The sequence below is a fragment of the Pseudomonas sp. BS3767 genome (assembly GCF_900099665.1).
Taxonomy (GTDB): Bacteria; Pseudomonadota; Gammaproteobacteria; order Pseudomonadales; family Pseudomonadaceae; genus Aquipseudomonas; species Aquipseudomonas cerasi.
The window spans coordinates 114,025-130,370 of the sequence record NZ_FNCX01000009.1 but is presented as its reverse complement, the minus strand read 5'-3'; the positions used below and the strand labels follow the sequence as shown (position 1 = coordinate 130,370).

General features: G+C 59.6%; 16 protein-coding genes. 8 read left to right on the top strand and 8 right to left on the bottom strand.

The window, feature by feature from the left end:
- Window positions 1-63: 63 nt before the first annotated feature.
- Complete coding sequence (locus tag BLR16_RS22780; protein WP_002554550.1) at window positions 64-633, top strand: elongation factor P; 570 nt, start codon at window positions 64-66, stop codon at window positions 631-633.
- Window positions 634-735: 102 nt separating this feature from the next.
- Here the strand turns inward: BLR16_RS22780 and BLR16_RS22775 are convergent, their stop codons facing one another.
- Both BLR16_RS22775 and BLR16_RS22770 read right to left on the bottom strand, forming a co-directional pair.
- Window positions 736-1,155, bottom strand: coding sequence for an organic hydroperoxide resistance protein (locus tag BLR16_RS22775; protein WP_074808917.1), 420 nt, complete (start codon window positions 1,153-1,155; stop codon window positions 736-738).
- Between the two features lie 212 nt (window positions 1,156-1,367).
- Window positions 1,368-1,841, bottom strand: coding sequence for a MarR family winged helix-turn-helix transcriptional regulator (locus tag BLR16_RS22770; RefSeq protein WP_074808915.1), 474 nt, complete (start codon window positions 1,839-1,841; stop codon window positions 1,368-1,370).
- Window positions 1,842-2,029: 188 nt separating this feature from the next.
- Between BLR16_RS22770 and BLR16_RS22765 the strand changes: the two genes are divergently transcribed.
- Window positions 2,030-2,776 carry a sulfite exporter TauE/SafE family protein gene (locus BLR16_RS22765; protein ID WP_042930760.1) on the top strand — a complete coding sequence of 249 codons (747 nt, stop codon included), beginning with the start codon at window positions 2,030-2,032 and terminating at the stop codon, window positions 2,774-2,776.
- Here BLR16_RS22765 and BLR16_RS22760 read toward each other — a convergent pair.
- Window positions 2,766-3,620 (bottom strand): LysR family transcriptional regulator, encoded by an 855-nt coding sequence (locus tag BLR16_RS22760; protein WP_206734971.1) that lies wholly within the window; start codon window positions 3,618-3,620, stop codon window positions 2,766-2,768. The two genes, BLR16_RS22765 and BLR16_RS22760, sit on opposite strands and share 11 nt — an antisense overlap.
- Before the next feature lie 94 nt (window positions 3,621-3,714).
- Here BLR16_RS22760 and BLR16_RS22755 point away from each other — a divergent pair, with 94 nt between their 5' ends.
- Window positions 3,715-3,948 (top strand): DUF1127 domain-containing protein, encoded by a 234-nt coding sequence (locus tag BLR16_RS22755; RefSeq protein WP_065349388.1) that lies wholly within the window; start codon window positions 3,715-3,717, stop codon window positions 3,946-3,948.
- 27 nt (window positions 3,949-3,975) lie between these two features.
- On the opposite strand, the gene BLR16_RS22750 is transcribed toward BLR16_RS22755, so the two are convergent.
- Window positions 3,976-5,322, bottom strand: coding sequence for a class II 3-deoxy-7-phosphoheptulonate synthase (locus BLR16_RS22750; protein ID WP_003434448.1), 1,347 nt, complete (start codon window positions 5,320-5,322; stop codon window positions 3,976-3,978).
- Between the two features lie 169 nt (window positions 5,323-5,491).
- On the opposite strand from BLR16_RS22750, the gene BLR16_RS22745 reads away from it, so the two are divergent.
- Both BLR16_RS22745 and BLR16_RS22735 read left to right on the top strand, forming a co-directional pair.
- Entirely contained in the window at window positions 5,492-6,253 is a 762-nt protein-coding gene (locus BLR16_RS22745; protein ID WP_003369776.1) for a spermidine synthase, read from the top strand.
- A gap of 420 nt (window positions 6,254-6,673) precedes the next feature.
- Window positions 6,674-8,380 (top strand): DEAD/DEAH box helicase, encoded by a 1,707-nt coding sequence (locus BLR16_RS22735; protein WP_170846046.1) that lies wholly within the window; start codon window positions 6,674-6,676, stop codon window positions 8,378-8,380.
- Window positions 8,381-8,470: 90 nt separating this feature from the next.
- Here the strand turns inward: BLR16_RS22735 and BLR16_RS22730 are convergent, their stop codons facing one another.
- Complete coding sequence (locus tag BLR16_RS22730; RefSeq protein WP_072364847.1) at window positions 8,471-9,238, bottom strand: DODA-type extradiol aromatic ring-opening family dioxygenase; 768 nt, start codon at window positions 9,236-9,238, stop codon at window positions 8,471-8,473.
- 101 nt (window positions 9,239-9,339) lie between these two features.
- Between BLR16_RS22730 and BLR16_RS22725 the strand changes: the two genes are divergently transcribed.
- Entirely contained in the window at window positions 9,340-9,996 is a 657-nt protein-coding gene (locus BLR16_RS22725) for a thiopurine S-methyltransferase (RefSeq protein ID WP_074808909.1), read from the top strand.
- A 430-nt stretch (window positions 9,997-10,426) separates the two neighbouring features.
- Here the strand turns inward: BLR16_RS22725 and htpX are convergent, their stop codons facing one another.
- Window positions 10,427-11,314, bottom strand: a complete 888-nt coding sequence (gene htpX, locus BLR16_RS22710) for a protease HtpX (RefSeq protein ID WP_003369784.1) — start codon at window positions 11,312-11,314, stop codon at window positions 10,427-10,429.
- Between the two features lie 265 nt (window positions 11,315-11,579).
- Window positions 11,580-12,791, bottom strand: coding sequence for a pyridoxal phosphate-dependent aminotransferase (locus BLR16_RS22705; RefSeq protein WP_003314686.1), 1,212 nt, complete (start codon window positions 12,789-12,791; stop codon window positions 11,580-11,582).
- 188 nt (window positions 12,792-12,979) lie between these two features.
- Here BLR16_RS22705 and msrB point away from each other — a divergent pair, with 188 nt between their 5' ends.
- Window positions 12,980-13,375 carry a peptide-methionine (R)-S-oxide reductase MsrB gene (gene msrB / locus BLR16_RS22700; RefSeq protein WP_003434456.1) on the top strand — a complete coding sequence of 132 codons (396 nt, stop codon included), beginning with the start codon at window positions 12,980-12,982 and terminating at the stop codon, window positions 13,373-13,375.
- A gap of 57 nt (window positions 13,376-13,432) precedes the next feature.
- Window positions 13,433-13,918 carry a glutathione peroxidase gene (locus tag BLR16_RS22695; RefSeq protein WP_003369788.1) on the top strand — a complete coding sequence of 162 codons (486 nt, stop codon included), beginning with the start codon at window positions 13,433-13,435 and terminating at the stop codon, window positions 13,916-13,918.
- 4 nt (window positions 13,919-13,922) lie between these two features.
- Here BLR16_RS22695 and BLR16_RS22690 read toward each other — a convergent pair whose 3' ends face one another.
- Window positions 13,923-16,274 carry a hybrid sensor histidine kinase/response regulator gene (locus BLR16_RS22690; protein WP_003369790.1) on the bottom strand — a complete coding sequence of 784 codons (2,352 nt, stop codon included), beginning with the start codon at window positions 16,272-16,274 and terminating at the stop codon, window positions 13,923-13,925.
- Window positions 16,275-16,346: the final 72 nt, after the last annotated feature.

Here is a 16,346-nt window from a genome sequence, read left to right as displayed (position 1 = left end):
CCTGCGCAGGTTGTTTCTCGTACAGAGCCTTTGGTTAATTCCATCCAAATTCGGATATATGCAATGAAAACTGGTAAAGAGCTGAAACCCGGTACCGTGATCCGTCTCGAAAACGATCCTTGGCTGGTTCAGAAAGCTGAATTCACCAAATCCGGTCGTAACAGCGCGATCATGAAGACCAAGCTGAAAAACCTGCTGACCGGTTACAAGACCGAGATCGTTTACAGCGCCGACGACAAGCTGGACGACGTGATCCTGGATCGCAAGGAAGCCACCCTGTCGTTCATCAGCGGTGACACCTACACGTTCATGGACACCACTGACTACACCATGTACGAGCTGAACGCCGAAGACATCGAAAGCGTTCTGCCTTTCGTCGAAGAAGGCATGACCGATGTCTGCGAAGCCGTGTTCTTCGAAGACCGTCTGGTTTCCGTAGAACTGCCGACCACTATCGTGCGTCAGGTCGACTACACCGAAGGCTCCGCTCGTGGCGACACGTCGGGCAAGGTCATGAAGCCTGCCAAACTGAAAAACGGCACCGAGCTGAGCGTTGCTGACTTCATCGAAATCGGCGACATGATCGAGATCGATACCCGTGAAGGCGGTTCCTACAAAGGCCGTGCGAAGTAAGCATGGTTTTGTAACCCCGTTATGCAAAAAACCCGCATCACTGCGGGTTTTTTTGTGCCTGGGATTCTTGCCGGACAGCGGTCACTCAGGCGTCCGACAGGATCAGACCGTTACATGCAGGCGCACATCGACGTTACCGCGAGTGGCGTTGGAGTAAGGGCAGACCACGTGAGCGGCATCGACCAGTTGCTGAGCGTCGGCTTGTTCCAGACCTGGCAGGCTGACATGCAGATCGATGTCCAGACCGAAACCGCCCGGGATCTGGCCGATGCCTACATGGGCGGTGATCGAGGTGTCTGTAGGAATGCTGCGTTTGCTCTGGCCGGCCACGAACTTCAATGCACCGATGAAACAGGCCGAATAACCGGCAGCAAACAGCTGCTCAGGGTTGGTGGCTGCGCCGCCAGCACCGCCGAGCTCTTTCGGGGTCGCCAGCTTGACGTCGAGAATCTTGTCGTTGGAGACAGCACGACCATCACGGCCGCCGGTGGCGGTTGCAACTGCGGTGTAAAGAGTGTCCATGATCTTTCCTCGTTCGATGAAGGTTTGATTGCGCTAAATACTTGCGCGCTAACTAATCGCAGGACAAAGGTAGTCTAAGGATAGTTTGCGCGCAAGCTAATTTTGCAAAAAAGTTCGAGGCTGGTCGTTGGCGGGCGAGGCAACAGGCTTGAAGGGCCTGTCAGACTTCACGCGTGGTGGCCGGGTATGACGAGAGCCGGGTAACGCTTTTTCTAGAGACTATGGTGCAGGTGCTCGCGCAGCTCCAGCAACTGGGTCTGCAGGTCGCGAAGCTTTTCCATGGTCAGCCCGCTCGACGAGAGAATGCAACCAGGTACGCTCAAGGCCTTTTGTTGCAATTCGCGTCCCTGTGCGGTGAGGTGAAGCAACACCACCCGTTCGTCTTCCTTGCTGCGCGTACGGCTGATGAAGCCTTCGCCTTCGAGGCGTTTGAGCAGCGGCGTCAATGAGCCCGGATCGGTAAGCAGACGCGTGCTGACGTCCCCTACAGTAAGCCCGTCCTTTTCCCACAGCACCATCATCGCCAGATACTGTGGATAGGTCAGCCCGAGCGCCTGCAGCAGCGGCTTGTAAACCTTGGTCATCATCAACGAGGTGGAATACAGGGCAAAACACAATTGGTTATCCAGCAGCAGCGAATCGCAATCGGCAGGTGCGGAGCGGGTCGGGCTTTCGTCGGCACTCATATCAGGTCCTCAAACTCAGTCGAATGAGTTTAACTTAGTGTTGCACTCTTTAATGCGCCAGATAATTTCGCTCGTGCATGCTCGAAGCGCCGGCATTGTGCGTGACGCGTGAAAAAAACGGCGTCATCGGGTGTCGGTCCAGAGCAGGACTGCGTAGCATTTGGTCATTGACCGGGTGGGGACGCAGTGTGATTGAAATTGTGATGTTTGTATTGCTGGGTGCAGCGATGGGCACCCTGGGAGGGTTGTTCGGCATCGGTGGTGGTCTGGTGGCAATTCCCGCGCTCGGGGTGCTGTTCGGTCTGGATCAGCAACTCGCTCAAGGGACCGCCTTGTTGATGGTCCTGCCCAATGTGTTGCTTGCCTTGTGGCGTTACAACCAGCGCAACCGGATTCTGCTGCGTAATGCGCTGATGTTGATCATCCCCAGTTTCATTTTTGCCTGGCTGACCTCACTGCTGGCGGTCCGCGTCGACCCGCAGGGCATGCGCCTGGGCTTCGTCGGTTTTCTGGTGGTGCTGACCGTGTTCAACGTTGCGCAGATGTATTGGCGCAGCAAGCAGGCCGCTGGCGGGTTGCGTCATGAGAAGTGGTTATGGCTGCTGGGCGTCGGGTCCGGCGTGACCGGTGGCTTGTTTGGCGTTGGCGGCGGGGTAGTGGCGACGCCGATCCTTACCAGTGTCTTCGGCACGACCCAGGTCGTGGCCCAGGGGCTGGCGCTGTCCCTGGCGGCGCCGAGCACCGGCATCACGCTGGTCACCTACGCGCTGCACGATCACGTCAACTGGTCGATGGGCATTCCGCTGGCCATCGGCGGCCTGGCCAGCATCAGTTGGGGCGTGAAACTGGCGCATTCGTTACCCGAGCGAACCCTGCGCCTGATGTTCTGCGTGTTTCTGGTGTTCTGTGCGGTCATTCTCGCGCTCAAGGTTTGAAACCGGCGATGATGTAATCGGCCATGCATTCGGTGATGGGCGAGGGATTTTCAGGGTTGCGCAGCAGGACGATGCTGGCGGTCGGCAACTGTGGCAATTGTTCCGCCTCGCCGAGGATACGCAAATCCGCTGTGGCCAGGCTCTGGAACTGTGCGGTGACTGCCAGGCCCGCGCTGACCACTGCGGTGATCGCTGCCATGCTCGAGCTGCTGTAGGCGATGCGGTAATCGCGCCCCGCACCGTCCAGCGCATTGCAGGCCCAGTCACGACAGAAGCAGTGGGTGTTGAACATCGCCAGCGGAATGGGCGTTTGCTCATGTGGGGAAAAGCCGATGGCTTCCATCCACATCAGACGCTCCTGACGCAGCAGTGTGCCGATCTCAGTGCCGGGCTTGCGCGTGACGATGGTCAGATCAAGGTCGCGGCGTTGCAGCAGAAGGTCCGATGGCTCGCAATGCACTTCCACCTGAACCAGCGGATAGGCCTGGGCGAACTGCGCCAGAATGCCGGGCAGGAAGCGCATCACGTAATCGTCCGGCGAGCCGATTTTTACCACGCCGATCATGTGCGGCTCGCGCAAGGTGTTGAACACCTCGCTGTGCAGCTTGAGGATCCGTCGTGCGTAACCGAGCAGTACCTGGCCCTCGGCAGTCAGGTTCAGAACCCGGCCTTCACGCTGAAACAGCGGGCGCTGCACGACGTCTTCCTCAAGACGCTTCATCTGCATGCTGACCGCCGACTGCGTGCGATTGACGGCTTCGCCTGCACGGGTAAAACCGCCGTGATCGGCAATCGCCACGAAGGTGCGCAACAGTTCGGTATCAATGCTCGGGTAGTTGGCCAATACATCAATCTCCCGGATGGAAGGCATAAGAAACATTCGTTGGATTGATCCTACGCCCGGCGAGAGACTTTCGTCATCTCAAATGGAGGGCAGGATGATGAAAGGTCAGAAACAATGCGTGTTGGTGGATGGGGTCAATGGAAGGGCGCGGTCAGGCGCAGTGTTCTCAGTGCTTAAGCGTCATCTGCAACGCTGGCTTGAACTGCACCGCCAGCGTCACTTGCTGGCGCAGATGAGTGACGGAACACTGAAGGACCTGGGTTTGAGCCGTGCCGACATTCAGCAGGAAGCCGAGCGTCCTTTCTGGGACGACCCGCTCAAGCATTGAGCGGGCCGTTGCACCGAGGTTTTTTGTTTAGCGCCTGACCTGCTTGAGGGTCTCGGCAATCAGGAAGGCCAGTTCCAGTGACTGATCGGCGTTCATGCGTGGGTCACAATGCGTGTGATAGCGATCCGAAAGGCCGTCTTCAGTGATCGGACGGGCGCCACCGATGCATTCGGTGACGTTCTGTCCGGTCATTTCGATGTGGATGCCTCCGGCGTAAGTGCCCTCGGCCTGATGCACCTGAAAGAACTGCTTCACTTCGCCAAGGATCTGCGCAAAGTCACGGGTCTTGTAGCCACTGCTGGCCTTGATCGTGTTGCCGTGCATCGGGTCCGAGCTCCACAGCACCTTTCGGCCTTCGCGCTCGACGGCGCGGATCAGCTGCGGCAAGTGATCACCCACCTTGTTGGCACCCATGCGCGCGATCAGGTTCAGGCGGCCCGGGTCGTTGTCCGGGTTGAGGATGTCGATCAGGCGAACCAGGTCGTCGGTGTTCATGCTCGGGCCGACCTTGACGCCGATCGGGTTGTTGACCCCACGCAGGAACTCGACATGCGCGCCGTCCAGTTGGCGGGTACGGTCGCCTATCCACAGCATGTGCGCCGAGCAGTCGTAGTAATCGTTAGTCAGGCTGTCGCGTCGCACGAAGGCTTCTTCGTAATTGAGCAGCAGCGCCTCGTGAGCGGTGAAGAAGCTGGTTTCGCGCAGTTGCGGCGAGCTGTCCATGCCGCAGGCGCGCATGAACGCCAGGGTTTCATCGATACGCCCCGCCAGTTGGCTGTATTTCTCGGCCAGCGCCGAGTTGGCGATGAAGTCCAGGTTCCATTTATGGACCTGATGCAAGTCGGCGAAACCGCCCTGAGCGAAGGCGCGCAGCAGGTTCAGGGTGGCGGTGGACTGGTTATAGGCCTGCAGCAGGCGCTCCGGGTCCGGTACACGGCTCTTTTCGTCGAACCCGATACCGTTGACGATATCGCCGCGGTACGCCGGGAGCGTCACGCCGTCGATGATTTCGTCGTTGGCCGAGCGTGGCTTGGCAAATTGCCCGGCCATGCGTCCGACTTTCACCACTGGGCAGCCGGCGGCAAACGTCATCACGATTGCCATCTGCAGCAGAACCTTGAACGTATCGCGAATCTTGGCGGCGGAAAACTCCATGAAGCTTTCCGCGCAGTCGCCGCCCTGCAGCAAGAACGCACGCCCCTGGGTTACTTCGGCAAACTGACGGCGCAACTCCCGGGCCTCGCCGGCGAATACCAGCGGCGGATAACTGGCCAGCGTCTGTTCGACCCTGTGCAGGTGCTCGGCATCAGGGTAGTGAGGTTGCTGCTGAATCGGCAGTGCCCGCCAGCTGTCGGGGCTCCAGGGTTGGCTCATTATTGGCTCTAGGGTTGTGCAATCGGATCGGCATGTTAGCAGTTCGTCGTTGCTCTGCCAGTCTGGGGCGGACCATTGGAGCGGCGCCGCACGCCACAACGTGTGACAAAGCCGCGCGCTTGCCCGACAATTCGTATTTTGCGCTCAGCGCAGACAACCAGGAACGGTGATGACGGAAGAGCGTGAGCGCGTAGAGCGGATCCTGGCCGAGGTCCACGACGACTTCGGCATGATTCGCGTGCTGGAAGTGGAGGACTACCGCTTTCTGGAGTTTGGCGATGCCATCGAGCAAAGCTGCACCTTTACAGCCGATCCGAGCTGGCTGGAGTACGACTACACCCGGGCGATGCTGATCGGCGCGCTGTGCCATGACGCGCCGGAAAGCGCGCTGTTTCTGGGGTTGGGTGCCGGCACGCTGACCCAGGCCTGCATGAAGTTCCTGCCGCTTGAAGACGTGGAGGTCATCGAGCTGCGCCCGGATGTGCCACGTCTGGCCATGGAGTTCATGGGGCTCGACGACGATCCGCGTCTGTATATTCGCATCGGCGATGCGCTGGACCTGCTGGACAGTACAGAGCCTGCCGACCTGATCTTTGTCGACCTGTACACCGATGTCGGGCCGGGGGTCGGGCACCTGGCCTGGAATTTCCTGCAGAGCTGTCAGCAGCGTCTGAATCCGGGCGGCTGGCTGATCATCAATCAGTGGGCCACCGACGACGGCAAGCCGCTCGGAGCTGCCCTGCTGCGCGGCTTGTACCACCGTCATTACTGGGAGCTGCCGGTGAAGGAGGGCAACGTCATTCTGCTCGTGCCGGCCGACCTGGATCAGACGCTGGATATCGACGCGTTGAGCGGGCGAGCCGAGGCACTTGCGGCGCATCTGGGTTACTCGCTGGCGTCGTTGATCGGGGCGATTCGTTCCGCGACCTGAGCAGGCGAAAAGTGAGGCGATTGTGCCGAAAACGGGGTGGGACAATTCGCCACACCTCGAAGGTCGGGATGCTGGCGATGCGCAGGAATAGGTTAAACGTTTAAGCAGTAATGCCCGCAATCTCGGGCCCGCGCCCCGATCAGGCGGCCTTCTGCCCGGCCTCAGGGCCTGCCGCCGCTCAAGAATGGCGCAACGTTTCGTAAAAAAAGACTCACTAAGGTGCGTATTTCCGGTATAGTGCGCGCCGGCCTTAACACGGCCCTCGTCAAGGTATTGCAGTTCCCCGAAGCCAGCTTCGGTTGCTTGTTCGCACAACGGACTAGCCTGGACGATCCATTCATCAAACGTTTTCGCAAATCCCCGCCGACAAAGCAGCCAGGGTGACCTCAAGGTCGTACACGGCACGCGCAGCTTTGAAGCATGGGTCTTTGCGGATGCACTAGAGGCAGACCCATGACCCAGGAAATCGGCGGCTTCGCCGCTCTCGAACTTCATCCCAATATCGTTGCAGCAGTCGTCGCCACTGGCTACGAAGAGCCTTCGGCCATTCAGCAGCAATCGATCCCGATTATTCTCGCCGGTCACGACATGATTGGTCAGGCGCAAACCGGTACGGGTAAAACCGCCGCGTTCGCACTGCCTATCCTGCATCGTATCGACCCGAGCAAGCGCGAGCCGCAAGCACTGATCCTGGCCCCGACCCGCGAACTGGCACTTCAGGTTGCCACCGCGTTCGAGACCTACGCAAAACAAATGCCGGGCGTGACCGTTGTAGCGGTCTACGGCGGCGCGCCGATGGGCCCTCAGCTCAAGGCTATCCGCAACGGCGCACAAATCGTCGTCGCTACCCCGGGCCGTCTCTGCGACCACCTGCGTCGTGACGAGAAAGTCCTGGCGACCGTGAACCATCTGGTTCTCGACGAAGCGGACGAAATGCTCAAACTGGGCTTCATGGACGACCTCGAAGTCATCTTCAAGGCCATGCCTGAGTCCCGTCAGACCGTACTGTTCTCGGCCACGCTGCCACAGTCGATCCGTGCCATCGCCGAACGCCATCTGCGCGATCCGAAGCACGTCAAGATCCAGACCAAGACCCAGACCGTTACCGCGATCGAGCAGGCTCACCTGCTGGTTCACGCTGACCAGAAGACCTCGGCCGTACTGAGCCTGCTGGAAGTCGAAGACTTCGACGCCCTGATCATGTTCGTCCGCACCAAGCAGGCGACCCTGGATCTGGCCAGCGCCCTTGAAGCCAAAGGCTACAAGGCTGCCGCACTGAACGGCGACATCGCCCAGAACCAGCGCGAGCGCGTTATCGAATCCCTCAAGGATGGCCGTCTGGACATCGTTGTGGCGACCGACGTTGCTGCCCGTGGCCTTGACGTTCCGCGTATTACCCACGTGTTCAACGTGGACATGCCGTACGATCCAGAGTCCTACGTTCACCGTATCGGCCGTACCGGTCGTGCCGGTCGCGAAGGTCGCGCACTGCTGCTGGTGACGCCTCGTGAGCGCCGCATGCTGCAAGTGATCGAGCGTGTTACCGGTCAGAAGGTTGCGGAAGTCCGCCTGCCGGATGCCCAGGCCGTTCTGGATGCACGCATCAAGAAACTGACCAACAGCCTGTCGCCACTGGTCGCTGATGCCGAATCGACTCACGGTGATCTGCTCGATCGTCTGACTGCCGACATCGGCTGCAGCCCTCGTGCCCTTGCCGCTGCACTGCTGCGCAAGGCTACCAACGGTCAGGCACTGACCCTGGCAGCCATCGAGCGCGAGCGTCCACTGGTTCCGAACAACGCCCCGCGCGGTGATCGTCCAGAGCGCAGCAGCGACCGTGGTGATCGTCCTGAGCGTGAGCGTCGTGCGCCGGTTCCATTGGCCGAAGGCCGTGCTCGTTGCCGTACCGCGCTGGGTGCGCGTGATGGTATCGCTGCCAAGAACCTGCTGGGTGCCATTCTCAACGAAGGCGGCCTGGCCCGCGAAGCGATCGGCCGTATCCAGGTTCGTGACAGCTTCAGCCTGGTCGAACTGCCGGAAGATGGTCTTGAGCGTCTGCTGACCAAACTCAAGGACACCCGCGTTGCTGGCAAGCAGCTCAAGCTGCGTCGCTATCGCGAAGACTGATCGGCTCTTGAGCTGATCGGCCAATAAAAAATCCCCGACTGGTTCGGGGATTTTTTTGCTTCGAATTCGGGCGGTCGGATGCTTTCGGGATCAATCGAAGCGGTAGATATCCATCCCTAGCGCGCCCATGGTAAAGCCCTGATAGGCAATGCCGAAGGCACCGCCAGCGCCGCGTGCGAAATACAGCGGTAGCAGGTGTTCGTCACTGGGGTGCGCTCTGGCCGCATGAGGAGCCAGGCTGCGGTAGTCGTGCAGTGCGGCTTCATCGTCGTCTTGCAACTTGTCGATCATCCAGTCACGAAAGGTTGCAGCCCAAGGCTCGATACTTTCGGGGCCGGCGTTCCAGTCAAGGTCGCGCAGGTTATGCGTGATGCTGCCTGAACCGATGATCAGCACACCCTGTTCACGCAGGCTGGCCAGTGCCCGGCCTACGCGGGTCTGCAATTGCGGCCCCTGGCGGCTGGGTAGCGAAACCTGCACCACCGGAATATCGGCGTCCGGGTACATAAGCGACAACGGCACCCAGACGCCGTGGTCGAAGGGACGTCTGCTGTCGATGCGTGCAGGCAGGTCACTGGCGGCAAGCAGTTCAACCACCTCGCGCGTCAGCTCCGGCAGCCCTTGCGCCGGGTACTGAACTGCAAACAGTTCGGGCGGAAAGCCACCGAAGTCATGCCATGTCTCGGGTTGTGGATTGCCGTTGACGATCAGTTCATGACTTTCCCAGTGGGCAGACACCATCACGATGGCGCGAGGCCGCGGCAGGCTGGCAGCCAGTCGCTTCAGGGCCGGGCCGCTTTCGCCGGGTTCCAGCGCCAGCATGGGGGAGCCATGGGAAATAAACAGGCTGGGGAACATTTAAAGCTCCAGAATAGAGGGATCACTCATAGTCGGTCATTTTTATGATCTAAATCTAATATAAGTTCTGGCGCTTTTTTATCGAATTTTCAGGAGGTTTCATGCAGGCGGATTTTTGGCTGCAGCGCTGGGGTGCCGGGCAGATCGGCTTTCACCAGTCAGAGGTCAATAAGGACCTGCAACAATATTGGTCCTCGTTGAATGTTGCGCCAGGAGCGCGGGTTCTGGTGCCGTTATGTGGCAAGAGCCAGGACATGAGCTGGCTGAGGGGGCAGGGGTATCACGTGGTGGGCGCAGAGCTCTCCGAGGCGGCGGTAGAGAGCTATTTCACTGAGCGTAGTGAGCGGCCGCACATTACGTCACATGGCGACTTCAAGGTCTACGCTGCGCCGGGTATCGAAATCTGGTGCGGTGATTTCTTCGCGCTGACTGTGCGCGATATCGGTCACTGCGCGGCGTTTTACGACCGCGCCGCGATGATCGCTTTGCCAGCGGACATGCGTGAACGCTATGTGCGGCAGCTTGAAGCGCTGATGCCGCAGGCGTGCAGTGGTTTGCTGATCACCCTGGAATACGATCAGACCCTGCTCGAAGGCCCGCCCTTCTCCGTGCCGCACACATGGCTGCACAGGGTCATGTCAGGGAACTGGGAGGTTACCAAGGTTGGTGGGCAGGATACGCTGCACAGCAGTGCCAAGGGGTTGAGGGCCGGATTGGAGCGTATGGATGAGCATGTTTATGTGTTGGAGCGTCTGTAACTCTGAGAGCGCAGGCCTCCCGACTCTCACTTCCGTTGCTGTGCGTTGAGTCAATTCTTGGAGGCAGCACAACGTCATGCCTTGTCCATAGTCACTGCACACAAAAGCGCTTTTTTATCGCGATCGCACTGACGACGCAAATTGCGACGTTAGTGACGGCTGAGTCCTGGCGCTGATCCGGGGGTAACTCGGCAGGACGCCGAGTTAGCCGCACCGGGCCATGGATGGCCCGTTGCGGCGACCCCCGGATCAGTGATAGGGCGAAGGAACCCGACGAAGTCGGGCCGGAAACAGGAGCGAGGGGATTTGCCTACTTTGGCCCCATCAAAGTAGGTCGCCGAGGGGCGAAAAGGTGACCTGAGTCGAACCTCATTTCCCCTGACAAAGAAAAACCAGCGTCTCACGCGGAGCGTGGGTGCGACCATCTGATTCAACCGCGGCGGCGCAGGGCCTCGATGCGTTGCTCCAGCGGCGGGTGGCTCATGAACAGGCCAGCGAGGCCTTTCTTGAGGCCGGCGTTGATACCGAAGGCAGTCAGGCTGTCGGGCATGTTCACCGGTACGCCCTGTTCGGAGCGCAGGCGTTGCAGCGCACCGATCATGGCACCTGTACCCGCCAGTCGCGCACCGGCATCGTCAGCGCGGAATTCGCGTTTGCGCGAGAACCACATGACGATGGCGCTGGCCAGAAAGCCCAGTACCAGCTCGGCAAAGATCGTCGTGATGTAGTAAGCGATGCCCTGACCGTTTTCAGTCTTGAAGATCACCTTGTCGACGAAATTACCGATGATGCGGGCGAAGAACATCACGAAGGTGTTCACCACACCCTGCACCAGCGCCAGCGTCACCATGTCGCCGTTGGCAACATGGCCGATTTCGTGCGCCAGTACGGCTTTCACCTCATCCGGCGAAAAGCGTTCGAGCAGGCCCTGGCTGACCGCGACCAGTGCATCGTTCTTGTTCCAGCCCGTGGCGAACGCATTGGCTTCGTACGCCGGGAAAATACCGACTTCCGGCATCTTGATGCCCGCGTCGCGGGACAGTTGTTCCACGGTCTGCAGCAACCATTGCTCATGGCGGGTGCGAGGCTGGCTGATGATCTGAGTACCGGTGCTCATCTTCGCCATCCACTTGGAGATGAACAGCGAGAACAGCGAGCCCGCGAAACCGAACACAGCGCAGAAAACCAGCAGCTGATTGAGGTTCAGATCAACCCCGTTGGCCGCCATGAACCCATTGAAGCCAAAAAGGCTCAGGGTGATGCTGGCAATCAGCACGACCGCAAGGTTAGTGGCCAAAAACAGCAAAATGCGCATCATGGTCGAAACGTTCTCCTCAGGTAAATATGTAACTCGATGCCGGGTATATAAGGTGATGCTTGCTGCTATTCAACAGAGGGACTATTTCAAACTGTGTCCTCTGGTCGCAATCAATGCTAATCCCGCAAGGCTGAACGGCGCCTGAGCCAGAGTGGTCGATGCCTGAAGCGTTTACGGCAGGAGGTTCATACTGTTTCGGGCAGACAGAAATAAACTGCCCCGAGCGGGTCGGGGCAGAGAGGTCAGGCGAGAGGGCTCTGGCTGTTTACTGCCGATAACCCTTCAGGAAATTGCCGATGCGACCAATGGCCTGCTCCAGCTCATCGACGCGGGGCAGGGTCACGACGCGGAAGTGGTCAGGGTACGGCCAATTGAACGCAGTACCCTGAACCACCAGCAGCTTCTCGGAAAGCAGCAGGTCGAGGACGAACTTCTCGTCGTTGAGGATCGGGCAGACCTTCGGGTCAATGCGCGGGAACGCATACAGCGCGCCCATCGGCTTCACGCAGCTGACACCGGGAATGTCGTTGAGCAGTTCCCAGGTGCGGTTGCGCTGTTCCAGCAGGCGGCCAGGAGGAAGAATCAGGTCGTTGATACTCTGATAGCCGCCCAGTGCAGTCTGAATGGCGTGCTGGCTCGGTACGTTGGCACACAGGCGCATGTTGGCCAGAATGTCGATGCCTTCGATGTAGCTCTGCGCGTTGTGTTTCGGCCCGGAAATGGCGATCCAGCCGGAACGGAAGCCCGCAACCCGATACGACTTGGACAGACCGTTGAAGGTCAGACACAGCAGGTCCGGTGCCAGCGAGGCGGTGCAGATGTGCACTGCGTCGTCATAGAGGATCTTGTCGTAGATTTCGTCGGAGAACACCACCAGATTATGCTGGCGAGCCAGCTCCAGCATGCCCAGCAGTACTTCGCGCGAGTACACCGCACCCGTCGGGTTGTTCGGGTTGATGATGACCATCGCCTTGGTGTTCGGGGTGATCTTGGCCTTGATGTCTTCAAGATCCGGCCACCAGTTGGCCTGCTCGTCGCACAGATAATGCACCGGGCTGCCACCGGACAAGGCGACAGCAGCGGTCCACAGCGGATAGTCGGGGGCCGGAACCAGCACTTCGTCGCCATTGTTGAGCAGCGCCTGCATCGACATCACGATCAGCTCGGACACGCCGTTGCCCAGGTAGATGTCTTCGATGCCGACGCCTTCGACCTGCTTCTGCTGGTAATACTGCATTACCGCCTTGCGGGCGCTGAACAGGCCCTTGGAGTCGCTGTAGCCCTGCGCAGTCGGCAAGTTGCGGATCACGTCCTGCAGGATTTCGTCCGGCGCCTCGAAACCAAACGGTGCCGGGTTGCCGATGTTCAGCTTGAGGATGCGATGGCCTTCCTCTTCCAGGCGTTTGGCGTGCTTGAGCACTGGCCCGCGAATGTCATAGCAGACGTTTGCGAGCTTGTTCGATTTGTTGAACTGCATGGTGATGATCCCGAAAATGGACGAGCTGTCGCCGGCTTGCAATGAAGGTCGCTACATTCGCCATGAAAATGGGTTTGTGTACGACAAACGCGGGTGCCAGACTGACGTCTGACCTGGCGCAATGATACGTGCCACCTGATCTGCGGAAAAGGTACAGATCAGGGTTTTTCGAATTCGGAGGTGTACCTGTGGAAAAGTTGCAGAAAACGCTGGAAGAGTGGAAACAGATGCTCGACCCGGAGCAGTACAACGTCTGCCGTCTGAAAGGCACCGAGCGGCCGTTCTCCGGCAAGTACAACGAGACAAAGACCGACGGCATCTATCACTGCATTTGCTGCAATGAGCCGCTGTTTGATTCCACCACCAAGTTCGATTCAGGCTGCGGCTGGCCCAGCTTCTATGCGCCGCTCGAGGGCAGTGCGGTGGTCGAGGTTCGCGATATGAGCCACGGCATGATTCGTACCGAAGTGGTCTGCGCCAAATGTGATGCGCACCTGGGCCACGTGTTTCCGGATGGACCGCCACCCACCGGCCTGCGTTATTGCATCAATTCGGTATGCCTGGATCTGGTGCCACGCACCTAGACGCCTTGCAGATTCAGTCACCGCCCTGTTCCAATTTCAGTATCGAGGCCTCCTTTGATGAGTGAAAACCTGCTGAGCATCCCGGTCACGACGATCAAGGGCGAACAGAAAACCCTCGCTGATTTTTCCGGCAAGGCGTTGCTGGTGGTCAATACCGCCAGCAAATGTGGCTTTACCCCTCAATACAAGGGGCTGGAGAAGCTCTGGCAGGACTATCGGGATCAGGGGCTGGTGGTGCTGGGCTTTCCCTGCAACCAGTTCGGCAAGCAGGAGCCAGGTGACGAGGGAGCGATTTCCGGCTTTTGCGAGCTGAACTACGGCGTCAGCTTCCCGCTGTTCAAGAAGATTGATGTGAACGGCGAGCAGGCCCATCCATTGTTCGTGCAGCTCAAGCAGCAGGCTCCCGGTTTGCTGGGTACGGAGCGCATCAAGTGGAATTTCACCAAGTTCCTGATTGGCCAGGATGGCCGGCTGGTCAAACGTTTTGCGCCACTGACCAAGCCCGAGGAACTGACGGGAGACATCGAGGCGCTGTTGCGTTGAGCCTTCAGTCGATGCCGGTAATGGGTATCCACTGATCCAGAATGCTGACCAGTTCGGCACGCCGGAACGGCTTGGCCAGATAGTCATTCATGCCCGCCGCCTTGCAGCGCTCGCGTTCATCGGGCATGGCATTGGCGGTAAGGGCGACGATCGGCAGGTTCGGCCAGCGGCCACTGCTGCGGATCTGGCGGCTGGCTTCATAGCCGTCCATGACCGGCATGTTGCAGTCCATCAATACCAGGTCGAAATGGCCCTGCTCCAGCTGTTCCAGGGCTTCGCCGCCATGGCTGCTGATGATCACTTCGCAACCCAGCTTGCCGAGGATGCCCTTGGCGACCAGTTGATTGACCGGGTTGTCCTCCACCAGTAACACCCGCGCCAGACGTGGCGCAGTGTGTTCGAGCGCCTGTGTGTCCTTGAGGCCCGTTTCTTCCTGACCCAGTATGCGCCGCAGCGTGTGGTAAAGCGCATTGCGCGCCAATGGCCGGGCCTGCTGTTGCAGCGGGGCCAGGGCGGCGACCTGTTCGCCAGGCATGAAGTTGCCATAGGCGGTTACCAGCAGGATCGGCACGGGCGTGGTGGGGCGAATCGCGAACAGGCACTCGGGGCAGTCGGTAATCACCAGGTCCGGGCTGCTGTCGAGATCCACGGCTTCCGGGCGATCATCGATGCTGCGTCGCTTGAGGTCGACGCCCCAGAACGGCAGCAGACTGCCAAGCAGCTCCACCAGGCCGCTGCCTGCCGAACTGACCACGGTCACCCGGCCTTTGAGCGGGGTCTGAGTGACCGCGGCCACGTGCACCGGCAGCGGCAGTTCGGCGCAGAACTGGCTGCCGAAGCCGGACTGTGACTGGATGCTCAGCGTGCCATTCATGGCCTCGCAGAGGTTATTGGTCAGCGCCAGGCCGAGTCCGGTGCCGCCGTACTGGCGGGTGATGGCGGTTTCAGCCTGGGTGAACGGCTGGAAGATTCGGGTCTGCGCGTCCTGCGCAATGCCGATGCCGGTGTCGCGGACTTCGATGCGCACCCGGTTTTCACCGGAGCTGGCGTCCCGATGGTGAGTCAGACGCACATCCACACGCCCGAAACGGGTGAATTTGAGGGCATTGGACAGCAGGTTGCTGACGATTTGTCGCACCCTGGTCGGATCGCCGGTGACCATAGCCGGGAAGTCCGGGGCGATCAGGCAGGTCAGTTCCACGCTGGGCGCTGCGTTCTGCGACAGCAGGTTGGCGGTGTCCTCGATCAACATCCCCAGGTCGAAAGGAATGCGTTCGATCTCCAGGTGACCGGCATCGAACTTTGACATGTCGAGAATATCGTTGAGCAGCTCGACCAGCACCTTGCCGGAGTCGTGGGCGATCATCAGTTGCTGGCGCTGTTCGGCACTCAGCGGACTGTCCAGCGACAGTGCCAGCATGCCCAGCAGGCCGTTGAGCGGGGTGCGAATCTCATGGCTCATGTGCGCCAGAAACGCAGAGCGCGCGTGAGCCATGTCCAGTGCGGTACTGCGCGCTATCTGCAGTTCTTCATTGGACTCGCGCAGGCGCAGGTTGCTGGCCTTGAGCTCGTTGGTGCGCGCCGAGACGATGTTTTCCAGTTCGTTGAGGTGGTCGGTCAGCCGGTCCTCGGCCGCGCGTCGCCTGGAAAACTCGCTGCTCATGGTTTCAAACTGGCGGTTGAACGTCTCGACCAGCACGCCGATTTCATCCTGGGCATGGTAGGGCGGGCAGGTTATTTTCCCCTGGTCAGGGTTGCGCGGATCGCGACTGCTCAATTCGCGGATCACCCTCACCAGTGGCTTGGTCAGGGTCGCGTAAAACAGAATGGTCAGAATCCCGGCCAGCGCCAAGCTGCGGACAAAGCCATTGAGCAGGGTGATTTCAGCGCGTTGCAGAAAATGGCTGCCGAACGCGAAGGTGTCCACGGTCAGGTACAGTGTGCCGATGGTTTCATTGGGCAGGTGATTGAGGTGCAGCTTTTCCTGAAACTGCCGGCTTTCGCCGAACAGCCAGTCGCTGAACACCCGATAACGCCCGGTGGCCATCGGACGCTCGACGCTGGAGAGCACGGCGTCGTTGTTATCGGTAAGCCTGGCGCTGACCACGGCAGGGGAGCGCAGCAGGCCGAGTGTGAGTTCCTGGGCCAGCTCGGAGTCGATGTTGTAGGCGATGCGCGACGCCGGGTTCTGGATGATTTCCAGCAGTGACTTGATTTCACGATTGATGGAAGCGTCTTCGCTGGCATAATCGATTGCAATCTGAAACAGGCTCAGCAAGGTCCCCAGCACGAAGCCGATCGATACAGCCAGGCGCGCCTGCTTGAACGACAGCCTGTTTTTGAGCGATATATCCATGAGTACTGCCACTTCTGGTGCCCGGTGCCGGCCAAGCATAGCTGATCGGCACCGCTGACTAATCAGTTAAAT